Annotated in this window: 23 protein-coding genes and 1 pseudogene; 10 read left to right on the top strand and 14 right to left on the bottom strand. The window is 69.7% G+C overall.

The genetic code is table 11. The features are described 5' to 3' along the window. Positions 1 to 188: 188 nt before the first annotated feature. From AC1RLW_RS26545 to AC1RLW_RS26565, 5 genes are all read right to left on the bottom strand, one after another. Positions 189 to 1094: an alpha/beta hydrolase family protein gene (locus AC1RLW_RS26545; RefSeq protein WP_493195689.1), complete on the bottom strand. Its 906-nt coding sequence runs from the start codon at positions 1092 to 1094 to the stop codon at positions 189 to 191. An 8-nt stretch (positions 1095 to 1102) separates the two neighbouring features. After that, positions 1103 to 2083, bottom strand: a complete 981-nt coding sequence (locus tag AC1RLW_RS26550; protein WP_493195690.1) for a DMT family transporter — start codon at positions 2081 to 2083, stop codon at positions 1103 to 1105. Positions 2084 to 2118: 35 nt separating this feature from the next. Continuing rightward, on the bottom strand, positions 2119 to 2940 hold the full coding sequence (locus AC1RLW_RS26555) for a helix-turn-helix transcriptional regulator (protein WP_493195691.1): 822 nt from the start codon (positions 2938 to 2940) through the stop codon (positions 2119 to 2121). A gap of 28 nt (positions 2941 to 2968) precedes the next feature. Beyond that, positions 2969 to 3334: a hypothetical protein gene (locus AC1RLW_RS26560; protein ID WP_369645227.1), complete on the bottom strand. Its 366-nt coding sequence runs from the start codon at positions 3332 to 3334 to the stop codon at positions 2969 to 2971. A gap of 87 nt (positions 3335 to 3421) precedes the next feature. After that, a complete protein-coding gene (locus AC1RLW_RS26565; RefSeq protein ID WP_493195692.1) occupies positions 3422 to 4975 on the bottom strand; it encodes a long-chain-fatty-acid--CoA ligase in 1554 nt (517 codons plus the stop codon). 201 nt (positions 4976 to 5176) lie between these two features. Here AC1RLW_RS26565 and AC1RLW_RS26570 point away from each other — a divergent pair. From AC1RLW_RS26570 to AC1RLW_RS26580, 3 genes and pseudogenes are all read left to right on the top strand, one after another. Next, a pseudogene (locus AC1RLW_RS26570) lies at positions 5177 to 6169 on the top strand (tripartite tricarboxylate transporter substrate binding protein). Positions 6170 to 6192: 23 nt separating this feature from the next. Next, a complete protein-coding gene (locus AC1RLW_RS26575; RefSeq protein WP_493195693.1) occupies positions 6193 to 8316 on the top strand; it encodes an acetate--CoA ligase family protein in 2124 nt (707 codons plus the stop codon). A 41-nt stretch (positions 8317 to 8357) separates the two neighbouring features. Continuing rightward, a complete protein-coding gene (locus tag AC1RLW_RS26580; RefSeq protein ID WP_493195694.1) occupies positions 8358 to 9344 on the top strand; it encodes a Bug family tripartite tricarboxylate transporter substrate binding protein in 987 nt (328 codons plus the stop codon). 3 nt (positions 9345 to 9347) lie between these two features. Here the strand turns inward: AC1RLW_RS26580 and AC1RLW_RS26585 are convergent, their stop codons facing one another. The 9 genes from AC1RLW_RS26585 to AC1RLW_RS26625 all read right to left on the bottom strand — a co-directional run bounded on the left by AC1RLW_RS26585 (position 9348) and on the right by AC1RLW_RS26625 (position 18000). Further along, positions 9348 to 10559 carry a CaiB/BaiF CoA transferase family protein gene (locus AC1RLW_RS26585; RefSeq protein ID WP_493195695.1) on the bottom strand — a complete coding sequence of 404 codons (1212 nt, stop codon included), beginning with the start codon at positions 10557 to 10559 and terminating at the stop codon, positions 9348 to 9350. A gap of 3 nt (positions 10560 to 10562) precedes the next feature. Then, positions 10563 to 11543 carry a Bug family tripartite tricarboxylate transporter substrate binding protein gene (locus AC1RLW_RS26590; protein ID WP_493195697.1) on the bottom strand — a complete coding sequence of 327 codons (981 nt, stop codon included), beginning with the start codon at positions 11541 to 11543 and terminating at the stop codon, positions 10563 to 10565. 11 nt (positions 11544 to 11554) lie between these two features. Further along, positions 11555 to 12532: a Bug family tripartite tricarboxylate transporter substrate binding protein gene (locus AC1RLW_RS26595; RefSeq protein ID WP_493195698.1), complete on the bottom strand. Its 978-nt coding sequence runs from the start codon at positions 12530 to 12532 to the stop codon at positions 11555 to 11557. 41 nt (positions 12533 to 12573) lie between these two features. Then, a complete protein-coding gene (locus tag AC1RLW_RS26600; protein ID WP_493195699.1) occupies positions 12574 to 13023 on the bottom strand; it encodes a hotdog family protein in 450 nt (149 codons plus the stop codon). 177 nt (positions 13024 to 13200) lie between these two features. Then, positions 13201 to 13731, bottom strand: coding sequence for a hotdog family protein (locus tag AC1RLW_RS26605; RefSeq protein WP_070062794.1), 531 nt, complete (start codon positions 13729 to 13731; stop codon positions 13201 to 13203). A 14-nt stretch (positions 13732 to 13745) separates the two neighbouring features. Beyond that, a complete protein-coding gene (locus AC1RLW_RS26610) occupies positions 13746 to 14417 on the bottom strand; it encodes a nitroreductase (RefSeq protein WP_354344798.1) in 672 nt (223 codons plus the stop codon). A gap of 2 nt (positions 14418 to 14419) precedes the next feature. After that, on the bottom strand, positions 14420 to 15619 hold the full coding sequence (locus AC1RLW_RS26615) for a CaiB/BaiF CoA transferase family protein (RefSeq protein ID WP_493195700.1): 1200 nt from the start codon (positions 15617 to 15619) through the stop codon (positions 14420 to 14422). 11 nt (positions 15620 to 15630) lie between these two features. Continuing rightward, a complete protein-coding gene (locus tag AC1RLW_RS26620) occupies positions 15631 to 16725 on the bottom strand; it encodes an acyl-CoA dehydrogenase family protein (RefSeq protein ID WP_447747171.1) in 1095 nt (364 codons plus the stop codon). A gap of 21 nt (positions 16726 to 16746) precedes the next feature. Further along, on the bottom strand, positions 16747 to 18000 hold the full coding sequence (locus AC1RLW_RS26625; RefSeq protein WP_493195701.1) for an acyl-CoA dehydrogenase family protein: 1254 nt from the start codon (positions 17998 to 18000) through the stop codon (positions 16747 to 16749). A gap of 175 nt (positions 18001 to 18175) precedes the next feature. Between AC1RLW_RS26625 and AC1RLW_RS26630 the strand changes: the two genes are divergently transcribed. The 7 genes from AC1RLW_RS26630 to AC1RLW_RS26660 all read left to right on the top strand — a co-directional run bounded on the left by AC1RLW_RS26630 (position 18176) and on the right by AC1RLW_RS26660 (position 26097). Beyond that, complete coding sequence (locus AC1RLW_RS26630) at positions 18176 to 19414, top strand: ABC transporter substrate-binding protein (RefSeq protein WP_493195702.1); 1239 nt, start codon at positions 18176 to 18178, stop codon at positions 19412 to 19414. Positions 19415 to 19482: 68 nt separating this feature from the next. Further along, entirely contained in the window at positions 19483 to 20697 is a 1215-nt protein-coding gene (locus AC1RLW_RS26635; RefSeq protein WP_062475166.1) for an ABC transporter substrate-binding protein, read from the top strand. Between the two features lie 44 nt (positions 20698 to 20741). Then, entirely contained in the window at positions 20742 to 22382 is a 1641-nt protein-coding gene (locus AC1RLW_RS26640; RefSeq protein WP_070062790.1) for a 3-(methylthio)propionyl-CoA ligase, read from the top strand. A 172-nt stretch (positions 22383 to 22554) separates the two neighbouring features. Continuing rightward, positions 22555 to 24228, top strand: coding sequence for a sigma 54-interacting transcriptional regulator (locus AC1RLW_RS26645; protein WP_492698655.1), 1674 nt, complete (start codon positions 22555 to 22557; stop codon positions 24226 to 24228). Between the two features lie 223 nt (positions 24229 to 24451). Next, entirely contained in the window at positions 24452 to 24721 is a 270-nt protein-coding gene (locus AC1RLW_RS26650) for a phenol hydroxylase subunit (protein WP_174250303.1), read from the top strand. 41 nt (positions 24722 to 24762) lie between these two features. Further along, a complete protein-coding gene (locus AC1RLW_RS26655; RefSeq protein ID WP_493195703.1) occupies positions 24763 to 25767 on the top strand; it encodes an aromatic/alkene monooxygenase hydroxylase subunit beta in 1005 nt (334 codons plus the stop codon). 33 nt (positions 25768 to 25800) lie between these two features. Then, on the top strand, positions 25801 to 26097 hold the full coding sequence (locus AC1RLW_RS26660) for an MmoB/DmpM family protein (protein ID WP_174250302.1): 297 nt from the start codon (positions 25801 to 25803) through the stop codon (positions 26095 to 26097). Positions 26098 to 26118: the final 21 nt, after the last annotated feature.

Consider the following 26118-nt stretch of genomic DNA (forward strand, 5'->3'; position numbering starts at 1 on the left):
GCCGCCTAAACAGGAAGGAGGCACGAACGACAAAGCCGCAGACCCTGCGGGGTGGCTGCGGCTTTTACGTCGCAGTGATTTCATCGGGACGCCAATCCCGATCACGCCCTGTGTGGACGTGACCGGCGCAGTATAGCCACGGACATGGCCGCAGCGCAGGCGCTCCCGATCACCGCTGGCGCACTACTTCACGGTGCCGCCAGATACGCCTCGACCGTCTTCCCCCACAGCCCCTGCTGCGCAATCAGCCCGTGCCCGTTCATGCCGGCCTCCAGCGTGAAGCTCTCGAAGCGCCCCTTGCCGCCTGCGTCGCGAAAGGCTTCGAAGTTCTTGCGGCTGTGCGACATCGCGTAGAACGGGTCGTTCTCGCCGTAGAGCCACAGCGTGGGCTTGGCAAAGGCCGCGCCGCGGCGGAAGGTGGCGGGGTTGATGGCGTCGGCGGCGTTGCCGGGGCACTTGTCGCCCATCCAGCCGCCGACGAAGTTGATGACGCCCTGGAACATGTCGGGGTGCAGGCCCGCATACGCAACAGCGAGGATGCCGCCGCGCGAGTGGCCTGCGATTTCCATGCGGCGGGTGTCGACGTCGGGGTCGCGCTGCAGCCATGCGACGGCGGCGTCGAGGTCGGCCACGGCGCGGTCCAAGCCGGCCAGGGCGATGGCGGGCTCGCAGCTGTAGTGCTCGCGCTTGGCGGTGAAGCCCTCGTCGTACAGACCGTCCGACTGGCCGCGTCCGCGCCGCTGCGGATAGGCGATGAGCCAGCCGCGCTGCGTGAACCAGCGGGCGGTTCGCTCGGGGGCCCATGTCTGCTTGAACAAGGCCGGGTCGTTGCCGATGCCGGTGGAGCCGTGGTTGAACACGACGGTGGGGAACGGGCCGGCGCCGTCGGGTTTGTAGATGACCATCTCGAGCGTGACGGGCGCGCCGTTCTCGACGAAGGGCGTGGGCACGCGCACGACGCTGCGTTGCACCGGCTGCTGCTGTGTTTGTGGCTGTTGCTGCGGCTCCGGTCGCTGCGCCCAGCCCGCGCCGCAGAAGGCGAAGAGCGACGCGAACGAGGCTGCCACGAGCGCGGCGGTGCGAAGGCGATTCATCTTTTCCTTCATGGGCGAGTGCTTTCGGAAGTGGGCAAGGACGCGGCCGCATTCTGCCCCGGGGCCTGTCGTTCGTTGTCGCGTGGCACCGGCACCCGCCACCGCAACGCGCCGCTCGCGAGCACGACGCCGGGCACCACGAACGACAGCGCCAGCAGCGCGGGGCGCGTGACGGGCTCGTTCATCCACCACGCCGCGCCGAGCGTGGTGAGCACAGGCACCAGCGCGGACGACAGCGCGGCGCGTGCGGCGCCCAGCCGCGTGATCGCCACGCCGTAGACCACCAGCCCCAGCAGGCCGGCGACCACGCCTTGCCCTGCGGCCTGCATCGCGATGTCGGTCCATGGTGCGGCGAACAGTCGCGGCGGGCCGGCGAGCCAGAGCAGCGGCAACAGCAGCAGGGTCGACGCGCCGTTGACAAAGGCCGCGCCCTGCCACGCGCTCATGCCGCAGCGGCCGAAGGCCAGGGAGTAGACGGTCCACAGCAAGGCCGCGAGCAGAAAGAGCAGGTCGCCGCGCCAGTGCTGTTGCCGCAAACCCTCGCCGAAGCTGCCTGCCGCGAACACGGCCATGCCGACGGCGATGCCGGCCAGCCCGAGCAGGCGCAGGCCGTGCACGCGCTCGCCCCGGTAGACCCACGCGCCCAGCGCGGTGAAGAGCGGCAGGCTGCCGGCCATGAAGATGCCCATGTGGCTGGCGGGCGCCCACTGCGCGCCGGCCAGCACCAGCAGGCCGAAGGGCAGGCCGCTGCCGACGACGAGCAGCACGAGCGCGCCGCGCGACGCACCCGGCGGCACGAGCCTGCCGCGCAGCCACAGCGGGCTGAGCAGCAGCGCGGGAATGCCGTAGCGCAGCAGCGCGAGGTCCATCGGCCCGAGCGCGGTGGCGGTCACGCCGTGGCGCGACAGCAGCTGCCAGGCGCTGCCGATGAGGGCGGCGGCCAGCGCGGCGAGCGCGCCGGTCCAGAGGGTGCGAGGCGATGTCGTCATCGGGCCAGTCTGTGGCCCGGGCGGCGCGAAAGCTATCAGATTCGTGCGCCTGCTGCGCCGGCCGGTCCGAGCACGCGGCGGGCCTCGCCGAGCGTGACGCCCACGGCGCGCCGGAACACGGCGCCCAGGTGGCTCTGGCTGCAGTAGCCCAGGTCGTGCGCGAGGCCCGCAAGGTCGCGCTCGCCGTCGGCCAGCCGCTCCATCGCCGCCGCCAGCCGCAGGTGCTGGCGGTACTGGTGCAGGCTCAGGCCGGTCTGCTGGCGAAAGCGCCGCGCCAGGTGAAAGGGCGAGCGCGACACGGCCTCGGCCAGTTCGTCCAGCGAGAGCGGAGGCCGCGCACCCGGGCCGCTGCCTTCGGACAGCAGCAGCTGCCGCGCACGCGCGACGGCGCCGTGCCAGGGCGCCTGGTGCGGCGCGCTGCCCAGCTCGGCGACGAGCGCGGCCACCAGCGCGGCAGCCCGTGCGCTGTCGGTGTCCGGCAGCTGGCGTCGCGCCGCGTGCATGCGGTACAGCGCCTGCGGCGTCAGCAGGCAGACGCTCACGCCCGCCGCGCTTTCACCGTGGGCCGGGCTCACCGACGCATGGCCGCTGACCACGAGGCTGTGCCGCACGGTCGCGGTCTCGGGCCGCAGCCGGTAGGCGGTGGCGTCGCCGAAGCGGATGGCGGTGAGCGCGTCGGTCAGCCAGGTGTGCTCGCCCGCGCGCACGTCGAGCCGCGTGCGCCCGATGGGGAAGACCACGCGCGGCGAGGCCACGGTGTACAGATCGCTCCATGCCGGCCCCTGCGGCGCGTGCAGGCGCACGTGCGCCACCTCGAACCCGCGGCCGGCATAGAGAAGGGTGCGGTCTTGCGGCATGCGAAGCGGGAACGCACGACAGGGTGGGTCAGCCCAGTGCGGTCCAGTTGCAGCGCAGCTCGTACTGCGCGCCGCGGTAGCTGAGCGTGCCCGTCGCGCCGGCCACGCGCAGCGCCACGGCCACTTGCGGACGGTCCAGGCCGGTGCCGCGCGCGCGCATGAACTGACGGCGATGGTCGACGAAGCGCTGCTGCAGGCTGAAGCGTTCGGTCTCGCCGGCATCGGAGGCGGTGTTCGCCACGATCAGTTCGGTCAGCTGGCCGGTCGAGAGGCTGAACTGGATCTCGACCGCGTACGGCCGGCCGTCGCACTGCAGGCTGCCGTTCGCAAAGGCGGGCGACAGGCCAAGGAGCAGAAAGCAGGGCAGGGCGAGAGCGAGGAGGCGGCGGTGCATGTCGCAGTGGGTGCAGGTGGCGGCCCGCCACCATACCCCAAGCAGGTGAAACACACCCGTACACACCCAGACACACCCGCCGGCGCGTCACCCCACCTTGCGCGCGCGCCCTTCCCAGTGCGGCTCGCGCAGCTTGTACTTGAGCATCTTCCCCGCCGGCGACAGCGGAATCTCTTCGCGAAACTCCACGCTGCGCGGGCACTTGTAGCCGGCGATCAGCGTCTTGCAGTGCGCCACCAGCGCCTCGGCGCTCAGGGCCTCGCCGGCGCGCAGCACGACCACGGCATGCACGCGCTCGCCCCACTGGTCGTCGGGCACGCCGACCACGGCGCACATCGACACCTGCGGCAGCTGCGTGATGGCGTTCTCGACCTCGGCCGAGTAGATGTTCTCGCCGCCGCTCACGATCATGTCCTTGAGCCGGTCGACCACGTAGACGAAGCCGTCGGCGTCCATCACGCCGCCGTCGCCGGTGTGCATCCAGCCGCCCCGCAGCACCTCGGCGGTCTGCTCGGGCTTGTTCCAGTAGCCGGCCATCACCATCGGCCCGCGCGCGGCGATCTCGCCGACGGTGCCGTTGGGAACGGGCCGGCCGTCGGCATCGACGATGCGCACTTCGGCGATGGGCACGGGCCGCCCGGCCGAGCGGCGGCGCGCGGCCGGCTGGTCGGGCTGGTGGCACCACGTGGGCAGCACGGTGACCACGGGCGACAGCTCGGTCATCCCGTAGAGCTGGCAGAAGCCCGCGCGCGGCAGCTTGTCGATGGCCTGCAGCAGCAGCGCGTCGTCGATGGGCGCGGCGCCGTACAGCACCAGCTGCAGCGGCGTGGTGTCGAACTCGCCGAAGCGCGGGTGCTCGATGAGCCGCTTGAGCATGGTGGGCACCATGAAGGTCTCGCTGGCGCGCTCGTTCTGGATCGCCTCGAGCACCTTCACTTCGTCGAAGGCCGGGATGATGACCTGCGTGCACAGCCGCATCATCAGCTGCAGCGTGAGGCCGGTGCCGCCCACATGGAACATGGGCGCCATGTTCAGGCCCACGGCCTCGGCGGGGCGCGTGGCGGCCATGTTGGCCGAGAGCTGGCCGGTGTAGAGGTTGCCGTGCGTGAGCATCACGCCCTTGGGCAGGCCGGTGGTGCCGCCGGTGTACATCACGGCGGCCAGGTCGGCGCCGCCGCGCCGCGCGTCGGGCACGGGTTGCGCCTGCGCCATGAGGGCTTCGGCGTCGGCCATGCCGTCGGGCGCGGGGCCGTCGCCGAAGTGCACCAGCGTCTTCAGCGAGCGCGAGAGTTCGCGCTGCTGCTGCGCCACGGCGCCGAAGTGCGCGTCGGACAGCAGGATGCGCGTGTCGCAGTCGTCCAGCGAGTACGCGACCTCGCGCGCGCTCCAGCGGATGTTGACCGGGTTGATCACGCCGCCCGCCCACCAGGTGGCGTAGAGGTACTCCACGTAGCGGTCGGAGTTCAGCGCCAGCAGGCCCACGCGGTCGCCGCTCTGCAGGCCCAGCGACTGCAGCACGGCCGCGAGCCGCGCCACGCGGTCGACGAACTGGGTGAAGGTGCTGCGGCGCTCGCCGCACACGAGGGCGGTGGCGCCGGGGCGTTCCTGCAGGGCCTTGTGCAGGGGCTGGGTGAGGTCCATGGACTGCGGTCTCCGTCGGTCGGTTCGTTGTTGTGCGCCGAGTATGGAAGGGACGCGCCGCGCCGGCATCGTCGGAAGCGACGGGATCGAAAGCGCCCTGGCGGCCAAAGTCGTCCGAAGCGACGGTGACCGGCCAAGGGCTGCGCGCGACCATCGCCGAAGAACGAACGATTCGACTGTTCGACCGACCGGAGACAAGCCATGCATTCCTTCCCGACCGACCCGGCGCGCCGCCGCCTGATCCACGGCGCCGCGCTCGCCGCCGCGGGCACCGCGCTGCCCTTCCTGGCGCGCGCCCAGGGCCTGTTCGGCAAGCAGCCGATCACGCTGCTGGTGCCGTACCCCGCGGGCGGCGCCACCGACGTGCAGGCGCGTGCGCTGGCCCTGGCGGCCTCGCGCGAGCTGAAGCAGCAGATCGTCATCCTCAACCAGCCCGGCGTGGCCGCCACGCTGGCGCCGACCACCATGGCGCGCAAGGCCGCGCCCGACGGCTACACGCTGTCGCTCATGCTGAGTTCGCTGTACCGGCTGCCGCACCTGCAGAAGGTGAGCTACGACCCGGCCACCGACTTCACCTACGTGGCCAACGTGACGGCCGCCACGCTGGGCATCACGGTGCGCTAGGACGCGCCGTGGAAAGACCTGAACGCGCTGCTGGCCGCGGCCAAGGCCAAGCCGGGCGAGGTGTCGTACGGCACCACCGGGCGCGGCGGCACCTCGCATGTGTCGATGGAGCGGCTGGCCGCGCTGGCCGGCGTGAAGTTCAACTTCATTCCCTTCAAGGGCGCGGCCGAGCTGTACAACGCGCTCATGGGCGGCCATGTGGACGCGGTCTCCGAGGCCGGCTTCGGCGCCGCCGTGGCGGGCGGGCGCGTGCGCCTGCTGGCCACCTTCAACGAGGCGCGCTCGCCCACGCGGCTGAACGTGCCGACCGTGAAGGAACTCGGCTACGACGTGGTGGCCAACGGCTCGTGGGGCATCGCCGGCCCGCGCGGCATGGACCCGAAGGTGGTGCAGGCGCTGCAGGAGGCCTTCCGCAAGGCCGTGGACGACCCCGAGTTCCTGCGCACGCTCGACCTGAACGACTACGTCAGGTTCTACATGGACAGCCCCGCCTACACGGCCTGGGCGCACAAGACCTACGCCGACGAGAAGCGCTTCGTGAGCGACCTGCGCATCAAGCTCGACGACTGAACCCGACCTTCCTTCCTGCTGCCATGACTTCTTCTTCCTCTTCTTCTCTTCACTGCTTCCTCCACCCCAAGGCCATCGCGTTCGTCGGCGCCACCGAGCGCTCGGTGTGGTCCAACGCGGCGCTCGCCAGCCTGCGCACGCTGGGCTACGCGGGCCAGCTCTACCCGGTCAACCGGCGCGGCGGCAGCTTTCATGGCATGGCGGCGGCCACTTCGGCCGAGGCCATCGGCGAGCCTGTCGACACGGCGCTGCTCATGGTGCCGGCCGACGCGCTCGACGACGCGCTGGCCGACCTGCAGCGCGCGGGCATCGGCAACGCCGTGCTGCTGAGCTCGGGCTTCGCCGAAGCCGGCGAGGAAGGCCGCGAGCGCCAACGCCAGCTCACGGCCAAGGCGCGATCGCGCGGCCTGCGCATCCTCGGGCCGAACTGCCTGGGCTTCGTCAACTTCGTCGACCGCTCGGCCGTGTGGACCGCCTCGCTGCGCGAGCCGCTGCCGGCGGGCACGCTGGGCATCGTGTCGCAAAGCGGCGCGCTGGCGGGGCAGCTGTCGTTCATGGCGCAGGTGCACGGCATCGGCCTGAGCCGCATGGTGTCGACCGGCAACGAGTCGGACATCGACATCGCCGAGGTCATCGACTACCTGGTGGACGACGAGCACACGCGTTCCATCGCCGTGTTCGCCGAGACCGTGCGCGACCCGCAGCGCTTTGCCGCCGCGGCCGAGCGCGCGCTGGCCGTGGCCAAGCCCATCGTGGTGCTGAAGATGGGCAGCAGCGAGATCACGGCGCAGGCCGCGCAGGCCCACACCGGCTCGCTGGTGGGCGATGACCGCGTGTTCGACGCCATGTGCCAGCGCCTGGGCCTGATGCGCGTGCGTTCCATCGAAGACCTGGTGTTCACTGCCGCCTTCGCCAGCATGACCGGGCCCTTCGCGGCCGGCGGGCTCGCGGCGGTGTCGATGTCGGGCGGCATGTGCGAGATCTTTGCCGAGCGCGCCGAGGAAGAAGGCCTGGCGCTCACGCCGCTTGCGCCCAGCACCGAGGCCGCGCTGCGCGAGGTGCTGCCGGGCTACGGCACGCCGCAGAACCCGCTGGACGTGACCGGTGCCGCCATGCTGCAGCCCGAGCTGTTCGGCAACGCGCTCGAAGCGCTGGTGCGCGATCCCGCGCTGGGCGCCGCCATCGTCGTGGCCGACGTGCCCAACGCGCCGGCCAACGACACGCCGCTGAACCGCGCCGTGCTGGCGCAGGTGGCACGCGGGCTGGCCGCCAGCCCGGTGCCCGCCATTGTCTGCAGCCACTACGTGATGCAGGTGAGCGAGCGGTCGCGCGAGCTCATCGCCGAAACCGGCATCCGCCACATCGCCTGCGGCATTCACCACGCGATGAGCGCGGCGGGTGCGGTGCGCCGCTGGTCTGAAACGCTGCGCCGGCGTCAAGGCGCGCAAGGTGTCGCTGCTGCAGTGCCGGCCACGCCACCCGCGCAGCCTCTGCGTTCGGAGCGCGAGACGCTCGACTGGCTCTCGCAGCGCGGCGTGCCCGTGGTGCCCGTGCGGCTGTCGCGCAGCGCCGACGAGGCCGCGCGCTTCGCAGAAGAAATCGGCGGACCGGTCGTGCTGAAGATCGCCTCGGCGCAGATCGCGCACAAGACCGAGGTCGGCGGCGTGGCGCTCAACCTGCAGGGCGCCGACACGGTGCGCGCCGCCTGGCAGGCGATGGATGCGCGCGTGCGTGCCGCGCGGCCCGAGGCCGAGATCGACGGCATCCTCGTCGCGCCGATGCGCCAAGGCGGGCTCGAACTGTTCGTGGGCACCGTGCGCGATCCGCAATGGGGCCCGGCGCTGGCCGTGGGGCTCGGCGGCATCTGGGTCGAGGCGTTGCGCGACACCAGCCTGCGCCTGCTGCCCGTGACGCCCGCCGAGGTGAAGGACATGCTGGCCGAGCTGCGCGGTGCGCGCCTGCTCGACGGCTGGCGCGGCGCGCCCGCGGCCGACCGCGACGCCATCGCCGAAGCCGTGGCCGCCATCGGCAACGCCGCGCTTGCGCTCGGCCCCGAGCTGGTCTCGCTCGAAGTCAACCCGCTGCGGGTGGACGGCCGCACGGTCGAGGCGCTCGATGCGCTGGCCGTGTGGGGCGCGGCGGGCTGACCGACTTTCATCGTCAAGAAAACAAACAGGAGACTTCTTCCATGCTGCAACGACGTCGATTCGCGCAATGGGGCGCGAGCGGACTGCTGGCCCCCGCGCTCGGAGCCCTGCCGAAAGCGCAGGCGGCCGACGCCTACCCGACCCAGCCGATCAAGGTGATCGTGTCGTCGGCCGCCGGCGGGCTGGTCGATGGCATCGCGCGCACCATCGGCGAACGCATCGCCAAGCCGCTGGGCCAGCCGGTGCTGATCGACCCCAAACCGGGGGCCAACGGCGCCATTGCCGCGTCCTTCGTGGCCAAGGCGCCGGCCGACGGCCACACGCTGCTGTTCGCCGTCAACTCCTTCGTGCTCGCGCCACTGCTGATGGCCAAGCCCGGCTACGACGTGTTCAAGGACTTCGCGCCCGTGTCGCTGTCGAACTACGGCCTGCTCGTTTTCGCGGTGGGCGAGGGCGTGCCGGCCAGGAGCATGCGCGAGTTCGTCGCCATGGCCAAGGCGCAGCCCGGCAAGCTGAGCTTCGGCTCGGCGGGGCAGGGCTCGTCGGGCCACCTCTACGGCGAGAAGCTGATGCGCGACGAGGGCCTGCAGATGACGCACGTGCCCTACAAGGGCGGCGCGCCGCTGATGATCGACATCCTCGGCGGCCAGGTGCAGGGCGGCTTCGTCACCATGGGCGAGGCGCTGCCGCACGCGAAGTCGGGCCGCGCGAAATTGCTGGGCGTGTTCGGCACCCGCCGCATGCCGCTCGCGCCGCAGATTCCCACCTTCACCGAGCAGGGCTTCAAGGGCTACGAGCACGGCGGCTTCTGGGGCTTCTTCGCGCCCACCGGCACGCCACAACCGGCCATCGACAAGCTGGCCGGCGCGGTGCGCCAGGCCGTGGCGCAGCCCGATCTGCAGGAACGCATGATCGGGCTGGGGTTGGAGCCTTCGGGTGAAGGGCCGGGTGAGTTGATGGCAGCGGTAAGGCGCGAGAACCTGCTGTGGTCGCGGCTCATCAAGGACATGAACCTGAAGCTCGAATAGACCTCAGGCCCGCGCCACCACGCCGGCGGTCACCAGCGCATCGACCGCCGTGCGTTCGAACCCGAACTCCCCCAGCACCTCGTCCGTGTGCTCCCCCAGCGACGGCGCGAGCCGCTGCACACCACCCGGCGTGGCCGACAGCGTGAACGGCACGCCGGGAAAACGCAGCGTGCCTTCGGTCGGGTGCTCGGCGTCGTGCCACAGGCCGCTGGCCTTCAGCTGCGGGTCGTCGGGCAGCTGCTGCAGCGTCTGGATCGGCATCGCCGGAATGTCGGCCTGGCGGAAGGCCGCGACCCATTCGGCCGTGGTGCGCGCGCCGGTGGCGCGTTCGAGTTCGCCGAACACCACCGTGTGGTTGCGCACGCGCGCGGCCAGCGTGGCAAAGCGTTCGTCCTCGCGCAGCTCGGGCCGGCCCACCACCTCGAAGAAGCGCAGCCACTGCGCGTCGGTGTAGGGCACCAGTGCGATGTAGCCGTCGGCCGTGCGAAAGGGCTTGCGCACGCCGGAGCGGATCGAGCCGTACACCATGTCGTCGATGGGCGGCTGGAAGGTGTGGCCCCACAGGTGCTCCACCATGTTGAAGGCGGTCATGGTCTCGAACATCGGCACGTCGACCGCTTGCCCCTGGCCGCTGCGTTCGCGGTGGAACAGCGCGGTGACGATGGCGTACGCCGCGTACAGCGCCGTGGTCTTGTCGGCCACGAGCGCAGGCATGTAGCGCGGCTCGTCGGTGTAGATCGATTGCAGCTGCGCCAGGCCCGAGGCGGCCTGGATGATGTCGTCGAAGGCCGGCAGGCCCGCATACGGCCCCTCGTCCGAGAAGCCCTTGACGTGCGCGCTCACGAGGCGCGGGTTGAGTTCGAGCAGCCGCGCCGCGTCGATGCCGATGCGCGCCGCTGCGTCGGTGCGCACCGAATGCACGAGCACGTCGCTGCCGCGCACCAGCGTGTCGAGCACCTCGCGCGCGGCGGGTTGCTTCAGGTCGAGCACGAGGCTGCGCTTGTTCCGGTTGCACGACAGGTACAGCGACGACATGCCCTTGTGGCGCGCGGGCCCCACCGAGCGGGCCAGGTCGCCCTGCGGCGCCTCGACCTTGATGACGTCGGCGCCCATGTCGGCCAGCATCTGGCTGGCCAACGGGCCGAGCACCACGGACGACAGGTCGAGCACCTTGACGCCTTCGAGGGCGCCGCGAAAAAGTGGAGGGGGCGTCATCGATCAGTCCTCCAGGCGGATGCCGGTCTTGTCGATCACGCGCTTCCAGGTGTCGGCGTCCTGGCGCAGCACCACGGCAAACTCGGCGGCCGTGCTGCCCACGGGCTCGATGTTCATGTCGCGCATCTTCTTTTGCAGCTCGGGCTTGGCGATGATGGCGGCGACGGCCTTCGACATCTTGTCCACGCGCGGCTGCGGCGTGCCGGCCGGCAGAAAGAGCGCAATCCACGCATAGGGCTCGAAGCCCGCGTAGCCCGCCTGCTGGAAGGTCGGCACCTGCGGCAGCGTGGCCGAGCGCTGCGTGCCCAGTGCCGCCAGCGCGCGCAGCTTGCCGCTTTGCAGGTAGGGCAGGGCGGTGCCGGTGTCGAGCACAGCCACGCGGATGTGGCCGCCGAGCAGGTCGGTCACCATGGGCGCAGCGCCCTTGTAGGGCACGTGCGGCATGTCGACGCCGGCCTCTTTCTTGAACAGCTCGCCGTAGATGTGCGAGGTGGTCGCGACGCCGGTCGAGCCGTACGAATACTTGCCGGGCTCGGCCTTGAGCAGCGTGACGAGTTCGGCCAGCGTCTTGGCGGGCACGTCGGGCGTCACGACCAGGGCCGAGGTCGAGATGCCGATCTGCGACACGGCCGCGAAGTCTTTCACCGCGTCGTACGAGAGCTTGCGCTGCAGCGCGGGCATCTGCACGTGCGTGGTGATGGTGAAGAGGGCGGTGTGCCCATCCTTCGGGGCGCGTGCGACGGCGGCGGCGCCGATGGTGCCGCTGGCGCCCACGCGGTTTTCGACGACGACGGGCTTGCCCCAGGCGGTGCCGAGTTCCTGCGCGACCAGCCGCGCGATGTTGTCGGTGATGCCGCCGGCGGGGAAGGGCACGACGAGCGTGACGGGTTGCGAGGGGTAGTCGGCCGGTGGCTGTTGCGCGGCGGCGGGCAGGGCGAGCAAGGCAGCGAGCGCAATGCCGAGCGTGGAGGAAAGACGTGTCATGGCGTGCGGTCTCAATCGAGCTTGATGTTCTTGGCCTGGATCACCTGCTTCCACCGCGCATGGTCCGCGCGCATGGTGGCGGTGAGCTGCGCGGGCGTGCTGCCGACCGGGATCACGCCCAGGCCTTCGATGCGCGCGGCCTGCTCGGGGCTTTGCACCACCTGTGCCACTTCGGTCGAGAGGCGCTGCGCGATGGGCTGCGGCGTGCCGGCGGGCAGGTAGATGCCGAACCAGCCGACCGACTCCATGCCGGCGAAGCCCTGTTCCTTGAAGGTGGGAACGCCGGCTGCGAGCGGGGCGCGTGCGGTGCCGACCACGGCGATCGACTTCGCCTTGCCGGCCGCGACGTGCGGGCCCACCCCCTTGGCCGAGACGAACACGGCATCGACGGTGCCGCCGAGCAGGTCGGTGATGGCCGGCGCCTCGCCCTTGTAGGGCACGTGCAGCAGCTGGATGCCCGCGGCGTCCTGCAGCACCTCGGCGTACAGGTGGGCGCTCGATCCGTTGCCGTAGGAGCCGTACGAGTACTTGCCGGGCGCGGCGCGCGCGAGCTTGACGAAACCATCGAGGGTGTCGACGCCGAGCTTGTTGCTCACGGTGAAGACGATGGGCAGGCGGCCCGCTTCCGACACGGGCACGAAGTCCTTGAACGGATCGAAGCCGGCGTTGGGGTACAGCAGCGGGTTCTGGATGATGGAGGTGAGCGAGAACAGCACGGTGTGGCCATCGGCCGGTGCGCGCTGCACGGCGGTGATGCCGATCTGCCCGTTGCCGCCGGGGCGGTTGTCGACGATGACGCTCTGGCCGAGCCGCTTGCCCAGGCCCTCGGCGACGATGCGCGCGAACACGTCGGTGCCGCCGCCTGCGGCGTAGGGGACGATCATGCGGATGGGTTTGTCGGGCCAGGTTGGCTGCTGCGCGAAGGCGCTGCTCGTGGCCAGGGCGGCGGCCAGCGCGAGGGCGTGGCGGCGGGTGAATCTGCTGTGCATGTCTGTCTTGTCTCCGATGGTTCTTCTGTGGGGGGGCGATGTCAGGGCGGCAGGCTCACGACGGCCAGGCCGGGGCCGACCGATACGCCGTGGCGGTTCTCGCTCCACAGGCGCAGGTCGAGGCGGTGGCGGTGCGCGGCATCGGCGCTGTTGTCGATCCACTTGCGCTCGACCTGGCCGCGCACGGTGACGGTGTCGCCCGCGGTGTTGAACGACTTCATGCGAAAGCCACGGATGGCATGCAGCACGCCGGCCGTGCCGATGTACTCGCGAATCGCGCGCTCCCACATGCCCTGCAGCAGCATCACGTTGGCGTACATCTCCGGGGCGCCGGTCGATTGCGCGTGCTCGGTGTTGTGGTGGATGGCGTTGAAGTCGCGGTTGGCGCCGGCGGCCATCACGAGGCGGTAGACGGTGAGGGGGAAGGGCACGGGGTTCAAAGGGTCGCCCTCGTTGACTTCGTTCCAGTGGCGTTGTTCTTGCCAGTTCATCTTGTTGCTCTGCTTTCGTTGTTCAGGGCGCGTGCCCAGGCCACCGGGTACTTCCCTCCGCGAATGTCCCCCGGCCTGCGGCCTCCTCCTTGATTTCGCTGCGGGAAGCACCCAGTGCCCTGTGCACGGGTGGCAGCGCGCCAGTGCGGGAGGCCGCACTGAATCGGGGGCTGTTCGCTAGTGCGGCAGGTAGTGGTACATGCCGAAGCGGCAGCGCGCCACGACCTCCTCGCGCTGGTTCACGATGTCGTACTCCCACGTCGTGAAGGCGCCTTTTCCCACCTTGGTTGCCTTGGGTTCGCAGCGCACGAGCCGGTTGCCGCGCCGGCCCAGCCGGTCGCCCAGGCGCGCGGGTTGCAGGTAGTCGACCTCGTAGTCGGTCGCCATGTAGGCGGTGGTGGGCGGCATGCCTTCGGGGCGCGTGCCCTTGAGCGGGCTGCGCTCGGGTTCGGCGTTGCGTGCGTCGCTGGTGAACACGGGCGGCTGGCCCGGGGCCCACATGGGCGGCAGCGTGAGGCTGGCGAGGCTGGTCGATGGCGCGACGGCGTCGGGCCCCTGGTGCAGCGGGCAGTCGAACTCCAGCACCTCGACATAGCGGCGCACCGCGCCGGCCTCGATCACGTCGGCGCCCCAGCGGATCACGCCGTTCGCAAAGTCTTCGCCCACGCGCGCCACCATCGGCGCCCAGGCGCTTTCCCAATCGTCCATCGGTGATTGCCTTCCTAGATGCCGATGAACTCGGCCACGTCATCCAGCGGCGCGCGCTCGGTCTCCAGGGCGTCGATGGGCTTGTCGCGGTCGGCATAGCCGATGGCCATGCCGGTGAAGAGCATGCGTTCGGGCGGCAGGTCGATGAAGCGGCCGATGGTCTGCGGGTAGATGGCCCAGCATTCCTGCGGGCAGCTGTCCAGGCCCTCGGCGCGCAGCAGCAGCATCACGTTCTGCAACATCATCCCCAGGTCGGACCACTGCGGCGGGCCCATGCGGCGATCCACCGTGCAGAAGAGCGCGAGCGGCGCGCCGAAGAACTGGAAGTTGCGCGCAAACCATTTCAGGCGCGCGGCCTTGTCCTCGCGCGGAATGCCCAGGCGTGCGTACATCGCCTCGCCCACGGCGAAGCGGCGGTCGCGATACGGCGCCACCAGCTCGCGCGGGTAGATGTCGTACTCGCTGCCTTCTCCGCCGGGCGTTTCCTGCACGCGGGTGCGCATGAGGGCCTTGAGTTCGTCCAGCCGCTCGCCGCCCACCACGTGCAGGTGCCACGGTTGCAGGTTGCCGCCCGAGGGCGCGCGCAGCGCGGCCTGCAGCACGCGGCGAATGGTGTCGGCCGGCACGGGGCGGTCGAGAAATTCGCGCACCGAGCGGCGGCTCGCGACGGCGTCGTAGACAGTCATGGTCATGCGGCGTTCTTTCGTTCGTTCATGAGGGTCACGCCCAGCTCGCGTGCCACTTCGGCGCTGTGCTGGCCGGGTGTCGCGGCGTGCGACAGGTCGGCGTAGGCATAGCCCGAGAAGCGCACCGGCGGGCGCACTTCAAGATACTCGCCTTCGGTCGGGTGCGTGCGCTGTCGGAAAAGGCCGGCGGCCTGCAGCTGCGGGTCGTCGGGCAGGTCGGCGATGTCGTTCACGCGCATCGCGGGCACGTTGGCCTTCTTCAGGATGTCGAGCCATTCGGCCGTGGTGCGCTCGGGCAGGATGGCGGCGGCGGCCTCGTACATGCGGCTCATGTGCTTGCGGCGCAGCGCCTTGTCGGCCAGCTCGGGCGCCTCGAGCACCTCGGGGTGGCCGGCGGCCTCGAAGAAGCGCAGCCAGCGGTCGTCCAGGTAGGGCGCAATGGCGATGTAGCCGTCGCGCGTGCGCATGGGCTGGCGCATGGGGTCGATCTGGCGCGGGTACAGCGCGGGGCCGGTGGGCGGCACGAAGGTCTTGTCGCACAGGTGCTCCACGAGGTTGAAGCTGGCGAGCGACTCGAACATCGGCACCTCCACCTGCTGGCCCTCGCCGGTGCGCAGCCGGTGCACCACGGCGGCGAGCACGGCGTACGCCGCGTGCAGGCCCGAGACCTTGTCGGCCATGGTCATCGGCACGTAGCGCGGCTGCGGGTTGCCGTCGACCTTGGGCGGCAGCGAGGCGATGCCCGAGGCGGCCTGGATGATGTCGTCGTAGGCCTGCAGCGCGGCGTACGGCCCGCGCTGGTCGAAGCCGGTGCAGTGCACGTAGACGATGTCGGGGCGGATGGCGCGCACGTCGTCGTACGAGAGGCCCGCGCGCGCGATGGCGTCGCTGCGCACGTTGTGGATGAAGATGTCGCTGGTCTCGATGAGGCGGCGCATCGCGGCGCGGCCGTCCTCGCGCTTCAGGTCCCAGTCGACCGAGCGCTTGCCGCGGTTCAGCCGCAGGTGCACGGGGCTCATCAGCGGCGTGACGGGCGGCGTGCCGATGATGCGGATGCTGTCGCCCTCGGGCGGCTCGACCTTGACCACCTCGGCGCCGAGGTCCGCGAGGATCTGCGTGCAGTAGGGGCCGAAGATCACCGTGGTGAGGTCGACGATGCGCAGGCCTTCGAGCATGCGGGGGGCGGGTGATGTGGTGGTCATGGGTTGGGAGGTCATGCGGCGACGAGGCCCTGCATTTCGGCGGCCAGGTGGCGCACGCGCTCGGGCCCGCCGAGCAGCTGGCGGTTGAAGCCGATGCGCTTGAACCAGTAGTGCAGGCCCAGCAGGTCGGTGATGCCCATGCCGCCGTGCACCTCGGTGGCGGTGCGGGCGACGAAGGTGCCAGTCTCGCTCAGGTGCGACTTGGCATGGGCGGCGAGCAGCGCCGCTTCTTCGGGCAATGCGTCGAAGGCATGCGCCGCGTACCAGACGAGCGCGCGGCCGGGTTCCAGCGCGGCGGCCATCTCGGCGCACAGGTGCTTCACGGCCTGGAAGGAGCCGATCACGCGGCCGAACTGGCGGCGCTCCTTGGCGTAGGCCACGGCCTGGCCGATCATGGCTTCGCCCGCGCCAAGCGTGTCGGCGGCGAGCAGGGCCCAGCCCGCGCTGCGCAGGCGTGCGAGCGTGGCGGGGCTGGCGTGGGGCAGTCGCTCGGCCTTCACCTGCGCGAAGTGCAGCTCGCCGAGCGGGCGCGTGGCGTCGATGCTGCGCAGCGCGCCGCGCGTGAGGCCTTGCGCATCGGCGCGCACGAGGTGCAGGCCGCCCGCGCGGTCGGCCACGATGAACACATCGGCCGCGCCCGCGTCGAGCACGAAGAGTGCGCTGCCGTCGAGCGTGCCATTGGTGCTGGCCGTCACGCCGGCGCCGTCGCGTGCGCCGGCCACGGCTTCGGCGATGGCCACGCCGGCGATGCATTCGCCTGCGGCCAGTCGTGGCAGCCACTCATCCTGCTGCGCCGCGCTGCCGGCTTCGCGCAGCGCCAGCGGTGCGAGCACGGCGGTGCCCAGAAAAGGCGTGGGCGCGACATGGCGGCCCAGTTCCTCGGCGGCCAGCGCGGCGTCGAGCAGCGACAGGCCAAGCCCGCCGAAGGCCTCGGGCACGAGCAGGGCCGGCACGCCGACCTCGCACAGCGTGCGCCAGACCTCGCGGTCCAGCGGCAGGTCGTCGGCCGCGACGCGGCGCACGCGGTCGAGCGGGCAGGCGCGTTCGAGCGCGCGGCGCAGGCTGTCCTGCAGCAGCTTCTGGTCGGCGGAGAGGGCGAATTCCATGAGGTGCTTTCTTTCAACCGATCAGGCGAGGCGCGGTTCGCGCGGCATGTCGAGCCCGCGTTCCGCGATGATGTTTTTCTGGATCTGCGCGGTGCCGCCGCCGATGATCAAACCCAGGTCGAACATGTAGCGCTCCTGCCAGAGCGCCTGCGCGCGCAGGTGCGCGCTGCCGGGCATCAAGAGGCCCAGTTCGCCCAGCGCGTCGATGGCGAGCGCGGCCAGCTGGTGGCGCAGCTCGCAGCCCTGCAGCTTCACGACCAGCGCGGCCAGGCCGGGGTCTTCGCCCTTGGCCGCGGCCGTGAGCAGCCGCAGGCCGTGGCACTTCTGCGCCAGCACCTGGCCCTGCAGTCGCATCAGGCGGTCGCGCAGCACGGGCTGGTCGATGAGGCGCGTGCCGTCCACCGTCTCGGCCTGCATCAGCGTCGCGAGTTCCTGGTAGCGCTGGGTCGTGAGGTTGGGGTTGCCGAGCGAGCCGCGCTCGTGCTTGAGCGTGGCGTTGGCCACCTTCCAGCCGTCGCCGCGCTGGCCCACGATCTGGTGCTGCGGCACGCGCACGTCGGTGAAGAAGACCTCGTTGAACTCGGCATGGCCCGTCATGGTCTTCAGCGGGCGCACCTCGATGCCGGGCGTCTTCATGGAGAACAGCAGGTAGCTGATGCCTGCATGCTTCGCGGCGCCGGGCTCGGTGCGCACGAGGCAGAAGATCATGTCAGCCACGTGCGCGGTCGAGGTCCAGATCTTCTGGCCGTTGATGACGAAGTCGCCGCCGTCTTCGGTGGCGCGCGTCTGCAGAGAGGCCAGGTCGGAGCCCGCGCCGGGCTCGGAGTAGCCCTGGCACCAGACCACCTCGCCGCGCAAGGTGGGGCCGATCCATTCGCGCCGCTGCGCCTCGGTGCCCAGCTCGAGCAGGGTGGGCACCAGCATCGAGATGCCCTGGTTGCCCAGCGGCGGCGCCACGCCGGCGCGCGCGAACTCCTCGGTGATGAGGTGCGACGCCATCACGTCGGCTACCGCGCCGTGGCCCCCGTACTCACGCGGCACGGTGCGGCCCGCGTAGCCGTGGTCCAGCAGCAGGCGCTGCCACGCGAGGGCGTCGGCGTCGGGGCGCTCGGCGGTGCGCGCGAAGGCCGAGCGGTGGCCGTGCGTGGCCAGGAACGCGCGCAGCTCGTCGCGAAAGGCTTCGTAGCGGGGATTGAGCGTGAGGTCCATGCGGTGCTTGCCTTCGGTGCGCGCCGCGTTGCGCGGCGGTGGGTGTGTCTCCGTGTCGAGGCTCATGCTAGGGGCAACCCTCGGCCGCTCTCAATCGTCCGTTCCGACGATGTGACGCGCAGGAGGCGCTGCCTACCATCCAGCCCGAACGCCGCACGAGGTCCGAAAGAGACCGACACGAGGCCGGCAAGAGGCCCGCGGCCGGCAGCTTCTTTTTCACGAGAACGACGGAGACAACACCATGACACGTTCCCTCATTTCCGCCCGCCCCGGCACGCGCCGCCGCCTGCTGGGCGCCGGCCTGGCCGCCACGCTCGGTTTGACTGTCGCCTTCACGGCGCAGGCCCAGAAGCGCTACGACCCGGGCGCGAGCGACACCGAGATCAAGATCGGCCACATCGTCCCGTACTCGGGCCCGGTGTCGGCCTACGGCACCATCGGCAAGGCGGCGGCAGGCTACTTCGCCAAGCTCAATGCCGAAGGCGGCATCAACGGCCGCAAGGTCACGTTCATCTCGCTGGACGATGCCTACAACCCTTCGAAGACGGTGGAGCAGGCGCGCAAGCTGGTGGAGCAGGACGAGGTGCTGGTGCTCTTCGGCCCGCTGGGCACGGCGCACAACCTGGCGATCCAGCGCTACATGAACGCCAAGAAGGTGCCGCAGCTGTTCGTGGCCACGGGCGCCACGCGCTTCGGCGACCCGAAGGCCTTCCCCTGGACCATGGGCTGGCAGCCCACGTACCAGACCGAAGGCAAGATCTACGCGCAGCACATCCTCTCCACGAAGCCCAACGCGAAGATCGCCGTGCTCATGCAGAACGACGACTTCGGCAAGGACTTTTTGAAGGGCTTTCTCGAGGCACTGGGCGACAAGGCCAAGACGATGATCGTGGTGCAGTCGACCTACGAGGTGACCGACCCGACCATCGACAGCCAGATGGTCAACCTGAAGGCTTCGGGCGCCGACACCTTCTTCAGCATCACCACGCCCAAGTTCGCGGCGCAGGCGATCCGCAAGGCGGCCGACATCGGCTGGAAGCCCACGCAGTACCTGTCGAGCGTGTCGGTGTCGGTGTCGGCGGTGATCAAGCCGGCCGGCCCCGAGAACGCGGTGGGCGTGATCTCGGCCACCTACCTGCGCGACCCGGCCGACGACATGTGGAAGGGCGCCAAGGAGTACGAGGACTACAAGACCTGGTTCAGCAAGTACTACCCCTCGGGCGACCTGAGCGACTCGCTCAACGTGCTGGGCTACTCGTCGGCGCAGACGCTGGAGCAGGTGCTGCGCAAGGCGGGCGACGACCTCACGCGCGCCAACATCATGAAGGTGGCGGCCAACCTGCAGTACAGCCCGCCGATGCTCTACCCGGGCATCGAGGTGAAGACCTCGCCGACGGACTTTTATCCGATCGAGCGCATGCAGCTGGTGCGCTTCAACGGCACGCGCTATGAGCCGTTCGGCAAGGTGCTCGGCGATTGATCGACGTCACGCGGGCCGCACAGCTGGCCCGCTGTTCATTTCCCCTTTTTGTTTCCACTGAAGCTTCCATGACCTCCATCGTTCGACTGGCCGCCGCCCTGGGCGGCGCGGCCCTCCTGTTCACCGCCGGCGCGGCCCTTGCGCAGAAGAAGTACGACACCGGCGCCTCCGACACCGAGATCAAGCTCGGCATGGCCATGCCCTACAGCGGCCCGGTGTCGTCGTACGGCATCGTCGGCAAGGTCAACGAGGCCTACTTCAAGATGGTGAACGACAAGGGCGGCATCAACGGCCGCAAGGTGACGCTCATCAGCTATGACGACCAGTACACGCCACCGCGCACCACCGAGGTGGTGCGCAAGCTGGTCGAGCAGGACGAAGTGCTCGCCGTGTACGGCAACCTGGGTTCGGCCTCGAATGCCGCGATCCAGCGCTACATGAACGCCAAGAAGGTGCCGCACCTGTTCCTGGGCGTGGGCGCCGACCGCTTCAACGATCCCAAGGCCTACCCCTGGACCACGCCCTACATGCCCAGCTACGAAGGCGAGGGCAGCCTCTACGCGAAGAACATCCTCAAGACGATGCCCAACGCGAAGATCGCCGTGCTCTACCAGAACGACGACTTCGGCAAGGACCTGCTCAAGGGCCTGAAGAAGGGCCTGGGCGACAAGGCCTCGATGGTGGTGGCTGAGGCCTCGTTCGAGGTGGCCGACCCGACGGTCGATTCGCAGATCATCAAGCTGCAGTCGTCGGGCGCCGACGTGTTCGTCAACTTCGCTACGGCACGCTTTGCCGCGCAGGCCATCCGCAAAGCGTGGGACATCGGCTGGAAGCCCAAGCAGCAGTACCTCACCTACGTGTCGGCCTACGTGAAGATGACGCTGGAGCCCGCGGGCCTGGAGAAGTCGAAGGGCATCATGGCCATGGCCTTCTTCAAGGACGCCGCGCAGCCGCGCTGGGCCAACGACCCGGCCACGCAGGAGTTCCTGGCCTTCATGAAGAAGTACGCCCCCAATGAAGACGTGAACAACGCCGCCGGCGTGTACGGCTACGGCGTGGCGCAGGCGATGGAGACGGTGCTCAAGGCCTCGGGCGACAACCTCACGCGCGAGAACGTGCTCAAGCAGGCCACCACGCTCAAGAACATGCGCACCGGCATGCTGCTGCCGGGCATTGCGCTGAACACCTCGGCCACCGACTACTTCCCGTTCAACACGCTGCAGCTGGTGCAGTTCAACGGCAAGGAGTTCGAGCCCATGGGTGATTCGATCGCCGTGAAGTAGCCTTCGCAGACGCACGCTCAAAAGAACCACAGGAGACACACACCATGTTCGGACTGATGCAGGACCGCCCGCTGCTGATCTCGTCGCTGATCGACCACGCGGCCACCTTCCACCCCCACGTCGAGATCGTCGGGCGCACCGTCGAAGGCCCGGTGCACCGCACCAACTACCGCGAGGTGCAGCGGCGCTCCAAGCAGGTGGCCAATGCGATGAAGGCGCTGGGCGTGGCGCCCGGCGACCGCGTGGGCACGCTGGCGTGGAACACCTACCGGCACCTGGCGCTGTACTACGGCGTGTCGGGCTCGGGCGCGGTGCTGCACACGGTGAACCCGCGGCTCTTTCCAGAGCAGATCGACTACATCGTCAACCACGCCGAAGACAAGGTGCTGTTCTTCGACACCAGCTTCGCGCCGCTGGTCGAGAAGCTCGCCCCCAAACTGAAGAGCGTGCGCGCCTTCGTCGCCATGACCGACCGCGCGCACATGCCGGCCATCGACGTGCCCAACCTGCTGTGCTACGACGAGCTCATCGGCGCGCAGAGCGAGGACTACACCTGGCCCGAGTTCGACGAGCGCACCGCCTCGTCGCTGTGCTACACCTCGGGCACCACCGGCAACCCCAAGGGCGTGCTGTATTCGCACCGCTCCACCGTGCTGCATTCGCTGATGGAATGCGCGCCCGACACCTTCGGCGTGTGCTCGCAGATGACGCTGCTGCTGGCCGTGCCCATGTTCCACGCCAACGCCTGGGGCATGCCGTACTCGGCGCCGATGGTGGGCGCCAAGCTCGTCATGCCCGGCCCGCACCTGGATGGCCAGAGCCTGTACGAGCTCATGCGCGACGAGAAGGTGAGCTTCTCGCAGGCGGTGCCCACCGTGTGGCTCATGCTGTTCCAGTACTTCGACGCCCACCCCGAGATCGACACCCGCGCCATCGGCCTCAAGCGCATCGGCGTGGGCGGCGCCGCCACGCCGCGCGCCATGATCGAGCGCTTCGAGCGCGACTTCGGCGCCGACTTCGTGCAAGGCTGGGGCATGACCGAGACCAGCCCCATCGGCGTGATCGGCAACCTGCTGCCCAAGCACCTCGCGCTCCCGAAAGAAGAGCAGACGACGGTCAAGATGCGCCAGGGCCGCGGCGTGTGGGGCGTGGAGCTCAAGATCGTCGACGAGAACGGCCAGCGCCTGCCGCACGACGGCGTGGCCTTCGGTCACCTGCATGTGCGCGGTCCGTGGATTGCGAGCGGTTACTTCCGCAGCGAAGGCGGCGACGTGCTCGATGCCGAGGGCTTCTTTCCGACCGGCGACGTGGCCAACATCGACGCCGACGGTTATGTGCAGCTGGTCGACCGCGCCAAGGACGTCATCAAGTCGGGCGGCGAGTGGATCTCGTCGATCGACCTGGAGAACGCCGCCAGCGCGCACCCGGCCGTGGCCGAGGCGGCGGTGATCGGCATCGCGCATCCGAAGTGGCAGGAGCGGCCCCTGCTGATCGTCGTGAAGCGTGCAGGCGCGGAGGTCACGGGCGAGGAACTGCTCACTTTTCTTTCGCAGCGCGTGGCCAAGTGGTGGCTGCCCGACGACGTGGCTTTCGTCGACAGCCTGCCGCATACAGCCACCGGCAAGCTGCTGAAGACCAAATTGCGCGAGCAGTTCAAGGGCTACGTCGCAGCCAAGTCAACTTGATGACAGTTGTTCGTTCTTTCTGTGCATAACTCTGTGGGTTGCCTGAGGAGGCGAGCCAGCAGAGCGAGCATTGGCGCGGCTTCGCACCACGTTGCCTGTTGATTGAGCAGCCTTGTCGTCCGTCCTTGCAGGAGAATGTAGGAGGAACGGATTCCAGACAAGTAAAGGGGACATGGTGGGAGAACTTCTTTCTCTCCTGCGCTTCAGCGCCGGCTCGGGCCACATCTGGCTGGACGAGCAGCGCATGCTGCTCATGCATGCCCGGGCCTTCGCCGAACTGCGCCGCGAACTGCTCGACTCGCTGGGCATCGAGCGTGCGCGCGGCCTGCTGGTGCGCATGGGTTTTGCTTCCGGCCTGCGCGACGGCGAGGTGGCCGTGCGCGAGCGCCTTGCCGGCATGCGCGCCGAAGACGCCTTCATGCTCGGGCCGCGCCTGCATTCCATCGAGGGCATCGTCTCGGTGCAGAAGGTGCAGGTCGACCTCGACGTGGCCACCAAGCATTTCTATGGCGAATTCCTCTGGGAGAACTCCTGGGAATGCGAAGCCCACGTGGCCGACTTCGGCTACGGGGAAGACCCGCAGTGCTGGTCGCAGATCGGCTATGCCTCGGGCTACACCACCGCCTTCATGGGGCGGCTCGTGGTGTTCAAGGAAGTCGAATGCACCAGCATGGGCGACAGCCGCTGCCGCATCGTCGGCCAGGCCGCCGAGGCGTGGAACGACGAGCACTACCTGGAGTACTTCCGCCAGCACCACGTGGCCGAGAAGCTCATCGACTTCAACCTCGGCCTGCAGCACCTGCGCCGCCTGCAGCCGCGCCGCGAGTACGACCAGAAGCTGGTCGGTGTGTCGCCGGGTTTTCGCGCCGCCTTCGAGCTCATGCGCAGCGCGGTCGACAGCGCCATCACCGTGCTGCTGCTCGGCGAGACCGGCGTGGGCAAGGAAGTGTTCGCTCGCTGGCTGCATGACAACGGGCCGCGCGGCAAGCAGCCCTTCATTGCCGTCAACTGCGCGGCGATCCCGGCCGACCTGATCGAGGCCGAGCTGTTCGGCGTGGAAAAGGGCGCCTACACCGGCGCCCACCATGCGCGCGCCGGGCGCTTCGAGCGCGCGCACGGCGGCACCCTGTTCCTGGACGAGGTGGGCGACCTGCCGCTGGCCGCGCAGGTCAAGCTGCTGCGCGTGCTGCAGACCGGCGAGGTCGAGCGCCTGGGCGCCGAGCAGCCGACCAAGGTCGACGTGCGCATCGTGGCCGCCACCAACGTCAACCTGCAGCAGGCCATGCAGGCAGGCAAGTTCCGCACCGACCTGTTCTACCGGCTCAACACCTTCCCGATCCAGATTCCGCCGCTGCGCGAGCGCACCGCCGACATCCCGGCGCTGGTGGCGCGCTTCGTCGAGAAGTACAGCGCGCTGTACGGCAAGAAGCTGCGCGGCCTCACCGACAAGGCCGCGCTCGACGTGCACAAGCACGCCTGGCCCGGCAACATCCGCGAGCTCGAGAACGTGATCGAGCGCGCCGTGCTGCTGGCGCCCGACCACGGCGACATCGAGGCCTGCCACCTGTGGATGCAGCCGCCGGGCGCGCCGCCCGACAACCAGCTCGACGCCAGCGGCAAGGTCGCCACGGGGGCCTCGGCTTCGGGCGCCGACGCGAGCGAACTCGACGCGCTGTGCCAGCGCGTGCTCGAGCAGAACATCGACATCGCCTCGCTGGAGCAGCGCCTCATGCAGACCGCGATGCAGCGCGCCAAGGGCAACCTGTCGCAGGCCGCGCGCATCCTGGGCATCACGCGCCCGCAGCTGGCCTATCGCTTGAAGAAAGAAGGCCTGCCCACGTCCTGAGCGGACGCCGGCCGGCGTTTTCCGGTTTTTCACCATTTGATCAAGCTGCACCGCAGCAAATGATCAAACCAGCATCCGGGACTTCCCGGTGCTTCGGGCCCGCAGGCGCAGCGGGCCTATGCAAATCAATCACTTAGCCACGCTGGCACGCCCGTTGCCCTTATCAGGCCGGGCGGCGCTGGTGCCGTCCACCTGTTGATGGATTGAACAAGTGATGCCCTCGATGCAGCCCGACCCCCGCAGCGGCAGCGCCGCACAGATGACCGGCCAGCCGTGCTTCGTGCGCGTCACCGGCACGCGCGGCACGCGCTTCGTGGAGTTCGAGTTCGCCATCGGCGACCCCGAACTGGCCGTGGAGCTGGTGCTGCAGTTCGACCAGTTCCGCGAGTTCTGCGCGCGCCACGCGGTGCGCCACCTGAGCACCGAAGAGGGCGCGCGGCTGGACTTCGAGCGCATGAAGTGGCGCTTCGGCGCGCCCGGCATCGACCACTGACGACCCCGTATTTTTTCCCGCGACAACCAAGGAGACACCCCGTGCAAGTCGACATCAAGACCTCGGACATCCGGCCGATCCGCCAGACCTTCTCGCATGTGGCGCGGCGGCTCGGCGACAAGCCGGCCTCGCGCTACCAGGAGGCCACGCTGGACATGCAGCCCACGGCCAACTTCCACTACCGGCCGCTGTGGGACCCGCAGCACGCGCTGTACGACAAGCGCCGCACGGCGCTCGTGATGGCCGACTGGTACAGCTTCAAGGACCCGCGCCACTACTACTACGGCGTGTACACGATGACCCGCGCGCGCCAGGGTGAAGGCGCCGACCGCCAGTTCGAGTTCGCGGAGAAGCGCCAGCTGCTGGCCCAGGCCGATGCGGGCGTGCGCGAGTCGCTGCAGCAGGTGCTGGTGCCGCTGCGCCACTACGAGTGGGGCGCCAACATGAACCACAGCTACTGCTGCGGCTATGGCTACGGCACGGCCATCACGCAGCCCTTCATCTACGCGGCCATGGACCGCCTGGGCATCGCGCAGTACCTCTCGCGCGTCGGCCTGCAGATCGACGCCAACTCGGGCCGCGCGCTGGACGCCGGCAAGCAGGCCTGGCTCGCGCACCCGGCCTGGCAGGGCGTGCGCCGCCTGATGGAAAACCTCTTCGTCACGAAAGACTGGTTCGAGGTGTTCGTGGCCCAGAACCTCGTGCTCGACGGCCTGCTGTACCCGTTGGTCTACCGCCACTACGTGAACGCGCACAGCGCCGCCACCGGCAACGCGCTGGCGATGCTGACCGAGTTCATGAACGAGTGGTTCGACGAGAACGTGCGCTGGGTCGACGCCACGCTGAAGACCGCCGCCGACGAGTCGCCTGCCAACGCCGAGCTGCTCGCGCAGTGGTACGCGAGCTGGCGCGACCAGGCCGTGCAGGCGCTGGCGCCGCTGGCCGCGCTGGCGCTCGGCGCGCAGGGCGCCGAGGTGCTCAAGACGCTGCACGCCGCGCTCGATGCGCGCGTGGCCCGCCTGGTGCGCACGGGCGCCGCCGCCTGACGCCCGAATCGATCGAACCAAGGAGACCACCCCATGACCACCGCCACCGCCGAAGTGTCCCGACCGCCCGTCTTCATCGCGCTGCAGACCGGCGAGGCCGCGCGCGCCATCGTCGAGGCCATCGTGGCCGACAACCCCGGGGCCACCGTCACCGAGTACCCCGCGATGGTGAAGATCGACGCGCCCGGCCGCCTCGTGATCCGCCGCGAGAGCGTCGAAGCCCTGGTCGGGCGCCGCTGGGACCTGCAGGAACTGCACCTGAGCCTGATCTCGCTGTCCGGAAGCATCGAAGAAACCGACGACGAATTCACCCTCCATTGGGGCGCCTGAGCACAGCCCCCACCGGACCAC

Source organism: Variovorax sp. GW822-FHT04A09, from assembly GCF_058801005.1.

Bases quoted from the DNA above. Each gene is read 5' to 3' on its own strand.
- AC1RLW_RS26625 (WP_493195701.1), bottom strand. From the start codon at position 18,000: ATGAGCCTCGACACGGAGACACACCCACCGCCGCGCAACGCGGCGCGC.
- AC1RLW_RS26600 (WP_493195699.1), bottom strand. From the start codon at position 13,023: ATGAACTGGCAAGAACAACGCCACTGGAACGAAGTCAACGAGGGCGAC.
- AC1RLW_RS26575 (WP_493195693.1), top strand. From the start codon at position 6,193: ATGACTTCTTCTTCCTCTTCTTCTCTTCACTGCTTCCTCCACCCCAAG.
- AC1RLW_RS26650 (WP_174250303.1), top strand. From the start codon at position 24,452: ATGCAGCCCGACCCCCGCAGCGGCAGCGCCGCACAGATGACCGGCCAG.
- AC1RLW_RS26565 (WP_493195692.1), bottom strand. From the start codon at position 4,975: ATGGACCTCACCCAGCCCCTGCACAAGGCCCTGCAGGAACGCCCCGGC.
- AC1RLW_RS26660 (WP_174250302.1), top strand. From the start codon at position 25,801: ATGACCACCGCCACCGCCGAAGTGTCCCGACCGCCCGTCTTCATCGCG.
- AC1RLW_RS26545 (WP_493195689.1), bottom strand. From the start codon at position 1,094: ATGAATCGCCTTCGCACCGCCGCGCTCGTGGCAGCCTCGTTCGCGTCG.
- AC1RLW_RS26585 (WP_493195695.1), bottom strand. From the start codon at position 10,559: ATGACGCCCCCTCCACTTTTTCGCGGCGCCCTCGAAGGCGTCAAGGTG.
- AC1RLW_RS26555 (WP_493195691.1), bottom strand. From the start codon at position 2,940: ATGCCGCAAGACCGCACCCTTCTCTATGCCGGCCGCGGGTTCGAGGTG.
- AC1RLW_RS26590 (WP_493195697.1), bottom strand. From the start codon at position 11,543: ATGACACGTCTTTCCTCCACGCTCGGCATTGCGCTCGCTGCCTTGCTC.
- AC1RLW_RS26580 (WP_493195694.1), top strand. From the start codon at position 8,358: ATGCTGCAACGACGTCGATTCGCGCAATGGGGCGCGAGCGGACTGCTG.
- AC1RLW_RS26635 (WP_062475166.1), top strand. From the start codon at position 19,483: ATGACCTCCATCGTTCGACTGGCCGCCGCCCTGGGCGGCGCGGCCCTC.
- AC1RLW_RS26560 (WP_369645227.1), bottom strand. From the start codon at position 3,334: ATGCACCGCCGCCTCCTCGCTCTCGCCCTGCCCTGCTTTCTGCTCCTT.
- AC1RLW_RS26550 (WP_493195690.1), bottom strand. From the start codon at position 2,083: ATGACGACATCGCCTCGCACCCTCTGGACCGGCGCGCTCGCCGCGCTG.
- AC1RLW_RS26615 (WP_493195700.1), bottom strand. From the start codon at position 15,619: ATGACCACCACATCACCCGCCCCCCGCATGCTCGAAGGCCTGCGCATC.
- AC1RLW_RS26620 (WP_447747171.1), bottom strand. From the start codon at position 16,725: ATGGAATTCGCCCTCTCCGCCGACCAGAAGCTGCTGCAGGACAGCCTG.
- AC1RLW_RS26640 (WP_070062790.1), top strand. From the start codon at position 20,742: ATGTTCGGACTGATGCAGGACCGCCCGCTGCTGATCTCGTCGCTGATC.
- AC1RLW_RS26595 (WP_493195698.1), bottom strand. From the start codon at position 12,532: ATGCACAGCAGATTCACCCGCCGCCACGCCCTCGCGCTGGCCGCCGCC.
- AC1RLW_RS26610 (WP_354344798.1), bottom strand. From the start codon at position 14,417: ATGACTGTCTACGACGCCGTCGCGAGCCGCCGCTCGGTGCGCGAATTT.
- AC1RLW_RS26630 (WP_493195702.1), top strand. From the start codon at position 18,176: ATGACACGTTCCCTCATTTCCGCCCGCCCCGGCACGCGCCGCCGCCTG.
- AC1RLW_RS26605 (WP_070062794.1), bottom strand. From the start codon at position 13,731: ATGGACGATTGGGAAAGCGCCTGGGCGCCGATGGTGGCGCGCGTGGGC.
- AC1RLW_RS26645 (WP_492698655.1), top strand. From the start codon at position 22,555: ATGGTGGGAGAACTTCTTTCTCTCCTGCGCTTCAGCGCCGGCTCGGGC.